The organism is Actinomycetota bacterium, assembly GCA_040754375.1.
Classification (GTDB): Bacteria; Actinomycetota; Acidimicrobiia; order Acidimicrobiales; family AC-14; genus JBFMCT01.
In genome coordinates, this window is sequence record JBFMCT010000022.1 from 44636 (window position 1) to 52262 (window position 7627).

At 74.4% G+C, this 7627-nt stretch carries 8 protein-coding genes; 7 read left to right on the forward strand and 1 reads right to left on the reverse strand.

The genetic code is table 11. From position 1 onward, the window contains the following. The first annotated feature begins 75 nt into the window (after nt 1-75). Nucleotides 76-2043 (forward strand): PASTA domain-containing protein, encoded by a 1968-nt coding sequence (locus tag AB1673_10725; protein ID MEW6154446.1) that lies wholly within the window; start codon nt 76-78, stop codon nt 2041-2043. On the opposite strand, the gene AB1673_10730 is transcribed toward AB1673_10725, so the two are convergent. After that, the gene (locus AB1673_10730; protein MEW6154447.1) at nt 2031-2558 is read right to left on the reverse strand and encodes an SCP2 sterol-binding domain-containing protein; all 528 of its coding nucleotides are present in this window, start codon (nt 2556-2558) and stop codon (nt 2031-2033) included. The genes AB1673_10725 and AB1673_10730 overlap by 13 nt on opposite strands. A gap of 82 nt (nt 2559-2640) precedes the next feature. Here AB1673_10730 and AB1673_10735 point away from each other — a divergent pair, with 82 nt between their 5' ends. From AB1673_10735 to gatB, 6 genes are read left to right on the forward strand one after another with little or no spacing between them, the layout of a single operon-like run. Continuing rightward, nucleotides 2641-2970: a hypothetical protein gene (locus tag AB1673_10735; GenBank protein MEW6154448.1), complete on the forward strand. Its 330-nt coding sequence runs from the start codon at nt 2641-2643 to the stop codon at nt 2968-2970. 25 nt (nt 2971-2995) lie between these two features. Further along, nucleotides 2996-3472 carry a hypothetical protein gene (locus AB1673_10740; protein MEW6154449.1) on the forward strand — a complete coding sequence of 159 codons (477 nt, stop codon included), beginning with the start codon at nt 2996-2998 and terminating at the stop codon, nt 3470-3472. Then, on the forward strand, nt 3465-4178 hold the full coding sequence (locus tag AB1673_10745) for an alpha/beta fold hydrolase (protein MEW6154450.1): 714 nt from the start codon (nt 3465-3467) through the stop codon (nt 4176-4178). The genes AB1673_10740 and AB1673_10745 overlap by 8 nt, the downstream gene beginning before the upstream one ends. Nucleotides 4179-4216: 38 nt before the next feature. Next, nucleotides 4217-4519, forward strand: a complete 303-nt coding sequence (gene gatC / locus AB1673_10750) for an Asp-tRNA(Asn)/Glu-tRNA(Gln) amidotransferase subunit GatC (protein MEW6154451.1) — start codon at nt 4217-4219, stop codon at nt 4517-4519. Between the two features lie 53 nt (nt 4520-4572). Further along, nucleotides 4573-5940: an Asp-tRNA(Asn)/Glu-tRNA(Gln) amidotransferase subunit GatA gene (gene gatA, locus AB1673_10755; protein ID MEW6154452.1), complete on the forward strand. Its 1368-nt coding sequence runs from the start codon at nt 4573-4575 to the stop codon at nt 5938-5940. Beyond that, a complete protein-coding gene (gatB, locus tag AB1673_10760) occupies nt 5937-7415 on the forward strand; it encodes an Asp-tRNA(Asn)/Glu-tRNA(Gln) amidotransferase subunit GatB (GenBank protein ID MEW6154453.1) in 1479 nt (492 codons plus the stop codon). Before gatA ends, gatB begins: the two co-directional genes overlap by 4 nt. Nucleotides 7416-7627 lie beyond the last annotated feature (212 nt).

The following is a 7627-nucleotide window of genomic DNA, read 5'->3' on the forward strand; positions in this document are numbered from 1 at the left end:
CATGGCCCAACCCACCGGCGTAGTGACCAGCGGGGATGCTCGCTGGCGCCGTCCGTGGCACGGTACCCTCCTGGCGTGGCATCCACGCGCATCGCGGACCACATCGGCCGCGTGCTCAGTGGCCGGTACCGCATCTCGGCCGCCATCGGCACCGGAGCGTCGGCGCACGTGTTCCTGGCCGACGACGTCCGCCTGGGCCGGCGCGTGGCCGTCAAGGTGCTGCACCCGGCCCTGGCCGGCGACGCCGCCTTCCTGCGCCGGTTCCGGGCCGAGGCCCGGGCCGCGGCCGCCCTCAGCCACCCCCACATCCTGGCCGTCTTCGACTGGGGCGAGGAGGAGGACGGGCCGTTCATCGTCACCGAGTTCCTCGGCGGCGGGAGCCTGCGGGCCATGCTCGACCGAGGCCACCGGCTGAGCCCGTCCCAGGCCCTGCTCGTCGGTCTGGAGGCCGCCCGGGGCCTCGACTACGCCCACCGCCGGGGGCTGGTCCACCGCGACATCAAGCCTGCCAACTTGCTCTTCGACGACGAGGGACGGCTGCGCATCGCCGACTTCGGACTGGCCCGGGCCCTGGCCGAGGCGGCCTGGACCGAGCCCACCGGGGCCCTTCTGGGCACGGCCCGCTACGCCGCCCCCGAGCAGGTGCGGGGCACGCCCCTCGACGGCAAGGCCGACATCTACGCGCTGGCTGTCCTGCTGGTGGAGTCGGTCACCGGGCGGGTGCCGTTCGCAGCCGACACCACGGTGGGCACCATCCTGGGCCGGCTGGAGCGCCCCCTCGACGTGCCCGAGGGGCTGGGCCCGCTGGTCCCCGTCCTGGCCAAGGCGGGCCAGCCCGACCCGGCCGCCCGTCCCGACGCCATGGCCTTCGGGGCCGCCTTGCACGCCCTGGCCTCGAAGCTGCCCACCCCCGCCGCCCTGCCGTTGGCCGGGCCGGCGGTGTTCGACGACATCGAACCCGTCCACGACCCCGACCCGACAGACATGGGCCCGTCGGCGCCCCCTGCGCTTCCCGCCCCCGTCCCCTCGGCCACGGCCCCGACGGTGCCCGACCTGGTCGTTCCCCCCGAGGTCCGGGCCGCGGCCGCCACCAGCAACCCGGCTCCGGCCCCAGCCCCGGCCCCGGCCCCGGCGGCGACCCCGGCGGTGAAACCGTCCAAGGCGGGCAGGCGCAGACGCCGCGGGCTACGGGTGACCCTCACGGTCGTGCTGGCCCTGGTGTGCTCGGCCGTAGGGGCCTTCGCCTTCGTCCAGGCCCAGACTCCGACCCACGAGGTCCCGGCCCTGGCCCAGTGGGGTGCCGAGGACGCCCGGGGCGAGCTGGAGCGGCTCAACTTCCAGGTCATCGTCAACCCCCAGTACTTCGACGACGAGGCCGAAGGCCGGGTCGTCTCCCAGAACCCCGTCGCCGGCACCAGGATGAAGGAGGGCCAGCCCGTCACCCTGGTGGTGTCCCTGGGCCGCCAGCCGGCCGACGTGCCCGACCTGGCCGGTATGAGCAGGGCCGAGGCAGTGGCCGCCCTGGGCCAGCGGGGCCTGGTCGAGGGCGAGGTCGCGACCCGCTTCAGCGAGACGGTGGCCAAGGGCAACGTGATCGACTGGGAGCCCAAGGGGGCCGGCACCCGCCGGGGTGACTCGGTCGACCTCCTGGTCTCGGACGGCCCCGAGCCCCGGGAGATCCCCGACGTGGCCGGCCGCACCTACGAGCAGGCGGCCAAGATCATCACCGACTCAGGCCTGGTGGCGGCCCGCGACGAGCGCTACGACAACGAGGTGGCCCGAGACCGGGTCATCGGCACCCGCCCGGCTGTCGGCCACAAGGCCGAGAGGGGCGCCACCATCGTGATCGTCGTCTCTCTGGGCCAGCCCACCGTGCCCAACCTGAGCGGCAAGACGGCGGCCGAGGCCCGGGCCGCTCTCGAAGCCGTCGACCTCAAGCTGGGCCAGACCTACGGGCCCGGCGGGGGCCGGGTGCTGCTCACCGTCCCGGCCTCGGGCGCCCGCGTCAACCGCGACACGGCCGTGAACATCTACCTGGCCTGACGGTCCTCGGGCTCGCCCCCATCGCCACCCACATCCTCGCCGGCCCCGCCCTGGTCGTCGACGGCCGTGGGCTCCTCGCCCGCCGGTGGCTCGGCCTCCACGAGGGTTATCTGCTTGATGCGGCGCTGGACGTGCGAGGCCTCGAAGGCGGTGGGGTTGATCTGCTGGAAGGCGGCGATGAGCTTGGCCAGGTCGCCCTCGACCTTGATCTTGCCGGCCATGAAGGCCGCCATCCCGGCTTGGGCGGTGCCGTCGACGAAGATGGCCTTGGCCGTCTCGTACTCCAAGGTGATGGTCACGTCGGCCGCCTCGACGTGGTCGAGCTCCATGACCAGCTCCCCCGAGCTGGTGTCGAGGTGGGCCTTCACTGGCTCCTCGCCGAAGGGCGAGTCGGTGATGAGCTGGTTCACCTTGACCGGGGCGGGCACGGGGATGCCCTCCCCGACGTGTTCGTCGCGGATGCGCCGGGCTTCGGTGATCCACTCGTCGGACAGGAAATGGAAGGCGTCGGGCACGGCCTCGAACGGTAGCGCCGGCCACGCCCGCAGGGGCGCGGGGGTACAATGGGCAGGTCGTCCGGACCAGCGGAGGTGGCCCATGAGCACCGAGACATCTGCGGGGACATCGGCGGGGACATCGGCGGGCACGTCCCAGCCGGCTCCCGCGGGGTCGGGGGGGTTCGGGTTCCACACCATCTGCGACGTCTGCGCCCAGCCGGTGAGCGAAGACGACTGCTACACGACCGAGCTGACGGCCCAGGGGGCGACGTGCCCGACGATGATGTCGTTCCACCTGGCCTGCTACGAGGCGGCGTCGGACCTGTGGGTGCCCGAGGGCCCCGACTCGACCTGCCGGGTCGACCCGCTCTTCCCCGAGACCGCCCAGTGGAACCGGATGCAGGGCATGGCGGAGGACCTCGACGGCTGACGCCCCCCTGACCGAGGCCGCGCCCGTGCGGGCGTGGCGCTACTGGCAGATGTCCCCCCGGCGCCGGCTGCGGTCGGTGGCCCAGCGCCATGTCGAGTGGCTGCCGGCCCGCACGATGAACGCCGTGTGCCTGGGCGGTGGCCACCCCGCCCCCGACCCTGGGTGCTGGTGCGGGTTCTCGGGGGCCCGCGACCTGGCCACCCTCAAAGAGCACGGCCTGTGCGTGCAGCCCGGCCCCGTGGTGGTGGGCGAGGTGTTCCTGTGGGGACGGGTGCTCGACGAGCCTTACGGCTACCGCGCCCAGCACGCCCGGCCCGCGGCCCTGGCGCTGGTCGAGGGCACGGCCGGCGGCCCTGCCGAGCAGGCCGCGGTGCTGGCCGTGCTCCAGGCCTACGAGGTGGACGTGACCGTCGTCCCCCTCGACTACGCGCTGGCCGGGACGACGGCCGCCATGCTGTCGTTCCAGCTCATGTCCAGCCGGGCCAGCCGCGGCCTTGGCTGAGGGCGGGGGCGCGGCCCTCGCCCTGCACGGCTTCACCGGCTCCACCCATTCGCTGGGTGGGGTGCCCGCGGCACTGGCCCGTGCCGGGCTCGCGGTGGGCGCGCCCATGCTGGCGGGCCACGGCACGGTCGTGGACGACCTCGACGACAAGCGGTGGCCCGACTGGCTGGTCACCGCCGAGCGGGCCTACGACGAGCTGGCCGCCGAGCACGACCGCGTGGTCGTGTTCGGGCTGTCGATGGGCGGCGCCCTCGCCTGCCGGCTGGCGTGCGAACGGCCGGTGGCTGGCCTGGCCCTGCTCAACCCGCTGATAGACCCGCCCGCCGAGTCGTTCCGCCAGGCCCTGCGGGGGGTCATCGACGCCGGCTTCCCCCGGGCCCCGGGCATAGCCGGGGACATAGCCGACCCCGAAGCCGAGGAGGTGGGATACCCCGAGCTCCCGCTGGCCGCCCTGCTGTCGGTGTGCGAGGGCCTCGACGAGCTCCTGCCCCGCCTGGGGTCCGTAACCTGCCCGGTGCTCGTAATGACCAGCCGGGAGGACCACGTGGTCCCCACCGTGTCGAGCGACATCGTGGCCGCACGGGTGGGCGGGCCGGTCGAGCGGGTGTGGCTGGAGCGCAGCTACCACGTGGCCACCTTGGACCACGACCGCCACGAGGTCGAGCGGCTCACCGTCGCCTTCGCCCTGCGGGTGGCTGCCGGCTGACCCTGGGCCAGCCACCGGGCGCCTACGATCGCTCACCGATGAGCGGCCACATCTCCCGTGACGACGTGCTGCACGTGGCCCGCCTGGCCCGCCTGCCGCTCACCGACGACGAGGCCGACCTGTTCACGGGCCAGCTCGAAGCCGTACTGGAGCACGTCGCAGGCGTGGCCGCCCTCGACACCGCCGGGGTCGAGCCCACGGCCCACCCCCTGCCCCTGGAGAACGTGCTGCGGGCCGACGAAGTGGTGGCCGGTGTCGACCGCGACGAGGTGCTGGCCCAGGCCCCGTCGGCCGAGAGCGGCCGCTTCCGGGTGCCGCCGGTCCTGGGTGTGGAGCCCTGACCGCCGCCGAAATCGCGGCCGATGTCCGCCGCGGCCGCCGCCGTGCCCGGGACGTGGTCGAGGAGCACCTGGCGGCCGTCGAAGCCCGCGAGGGGGACGTGCACGCCTTCAACCTCGTCCTGGCCGAGCGGGCCCGGGCCGAGGCCGACACCCTCGACGGGCGGGTGGCCGCCGGGGAGGACGTGGGGCCGCTGGCGGGCGTGCCCGTGGCCGTCAAGGACAACATCTGCACCCGGGGGGTGGCCACCACCTGCTCGTCGCACGTGCTGGCCGGTTGGGAGCCGCCTTACGACGCCACCGTGGTCGCCCGCCTGCGCCGGGCCGGGGCCGTGGTGGTGGGCAAGACCAACCTCGACGAGTTCGCCATGGGCTCGTCGACCGAGAACTCGGCCTTCGGGCCCACCCGCAACCCTCACGACCTGGCCCGGGTCCCCGGCGGGTCCAGCGGGGGCAGCGCGGCAGCCGTGGCCGCCGGGTTCGCCAGCGTGGCCCTGGGGTCGGACACCGGCGGCTCCATCCGCCAGCCCGCCTCGCTGTGCGGGGTCGTGGGCGTGAAGCCCACCTACGGCCTCGTCTCCCGCTACGGGCTGGTGGCCTACGCCTCCTCGCTCGACCAGATCGGGCCCATGGCCGCCACCGTGGCCGACGCCGCCCTCGTCCTCGATGTGATCGCCGGCCACGACCCGGCCGACTCCACATCGGTGGCCCGGCCCTTCGCTGGCGTGGGCCACGCCGCCCGGTCAGACGGGGCCGCAGTCGAGGGCCTGCGGGTGGGCATCGTCGACGAGCTCACGGCCGAGGCCAACCCAGACGTGGTGGCCCGGGTGGAGGCCGCAGCCCGGGCCCTGGAGGCGGCCGGGGCGAGCGTGGGCCGGGCGTCGGTCCCGGCCGTCGCCTACAGCCTGCCCGCCTACTACCTGATCGCCCCGGCCGAGGCGTCGTCCAACCTGGCCCGCTACGACGGCGTCCGCTACGGCCTGCGGGCGGGCGGGCCCGACGTCGACGAGATGTTCTGCGCCACCCGGGCCGCGGGCTTCGGGCCCGAGGTCAAGCGCCGCATCATGCTGGGCACCTACGTGCTGTCGGCCGGCTACTACGACGCTTACTACGCCCAAGCCCAGCGGGTGCGAACCCTCGTCCTGCGGGCCTTCGAAGCTGCCTACGAGGACTTCGACGTGCTGCTGTCGCCCACGTCGCCCACGACCGCCTTCCCCCTGGGGGCCAAGGTGTCCGACCCGCTGGCCATGTACATGATGGACGTGGCCACCATCGCCTCCAACCTGGCCGGGCACCCAGCCATGTCGGTGCCCTACGGCACCGGCGACGACGGGTTGCCCGTCGGCGTCCAGGTCCTGGCCCCGGCCCTGGGCGAAACGGTGATGTTCCGGGTGGCGGCTGCCCTCGAAGCGAGCCTGGCGTGAGCGGCCCGGCGGGGCCCGCTGGCCCGCCCCCGGGCTGGGAGACGGTGGTGGGCCTCGAGGTCCACTGCGAGCTGGCCACCGCCACCAAGCTGTTCTGCGGCTGCCGCAACGGCTTCGGGGAGGAGCCCAACACGCTGGTGTGCCCGGTGTGCCTGGGCCTGCCCGGTTCGCTGCCGGTGCTCAACCGCCAGGCCGTGGAGCTGGCCATGCGCATCGGGCTGGCCCTGGACTGCGAGGTGCGGCCCTCGGTCTTCCACCGCAAGAACTACTTCTATCCCGACATCCCCAAGAACTACCAGGTCAGCCAGTACGACAAGCCCATCAACACCGGCGGCTCCCTCGACCTGCCCGACGGGTCGCGGGTGGGGATCGAGCGGGCCCACCTGGAGGAGGACACGGGCAAGACCACCCACGCGGGCGAGAGCGGGCGCATCCACGGCGCCACCTACGCCCTCGTCGACTACAACCGGGCAGGCGTGCCCCTGGTGGAGATCGTGAGCGCCCCCGACATCCGCTCGTCCGAGCAAGCCCGGGCCTACGTGAGCGAGCTGCGGGCCATCCTCGTGGCCGTGGGGGCGTCCGACGCCCGCATGGAGGAGGGGTCGATGCGGGTGGACGCCAACGTGTCGGTCCGCCCGGTGGGCAGCGACCGGTTGGGCACCCGGGCCGAGATCAAGAACCTCAACTCGGTGCGCTCGGTCGGTCGCGCCATCGACTACGAGGCTCGCCGCCAGGTGGCCCTGCTGGAAGCGGGCGGGACGGTCGTGCAAGAGACCCGCCACTGGGACGAGGACGAGGGCCGTACGTCCACGCTGCGCTCCAAGGAGGAGGCCGAGGATTACCGCTACTTCCCCGAGCCCGACCTCGTGCCCCTGGCACCCGGGGCCGGTTGGGTGGCCGACGTACGCGCCGCCTTGCCCGCCCTGCCGGCCGCCCGCCGGGCGGCGCTGGCCCACGCCGCCGGGGTCGGGCCCGCCGAGGCCGCCGGGCCGGCAGCCGGCTTGGTCGCTGGGGTGGTGGCCGCCGACCTCGACGAGCTCGTCCTCTACGCCCTCGACAACGGCGTGGAGGCCCGGCTGGCACTCGTGCGGGCGACCAACGAGGTGGCGGGCCGGGGCCTGGGCCGGGCCGACATCGTGGCCGAGGCCTTCGTGGCCACCCTGCGGCTGGAACAGGACGGGCGCCTAACGGCCACCCAGGCCAAGCAGGTGCTGGCCCAGGTCGTCACCGCCGGGGGCGACCCGGGGGCGGTCGCCCGCGAGCTGGGCTTCGAGGCCCTGGCCGAGGACACGCTGGCGGGGGCGGTCGACGCGGCCGTGGCCGCCCATCCCCAGGAGTGGGCCCGCTATGTGAACGGTGACGACAAGCTCACGGGGTTCTTCGTCGGCAAGGTGATGGCCGCCACCGCGGGGAAGGCCGACGGCAAGGCGGCCACCGCCCTGCTCCGCCAGCGCCGTTCGGGCTGGCACGCCTGAGAGCGGCCCGAGCCGCGCCGGAGCCGCCGAGGGCGGCCGTGGCGCGGGGGGGGAGCCCCCCCCGGGGGGTGGGGGGTGCTGGGGGGGGGGGGGGGGGGGGGGGCGGGGGCTCAACCCAGCCGCCAGACCAGCACTTGGCCGCTGGTCGCGGCGACCAGCACCTGACGGGTTTGCGCATCGAAGCCGATATCGAGCACGCCCGGGCGCTCGGT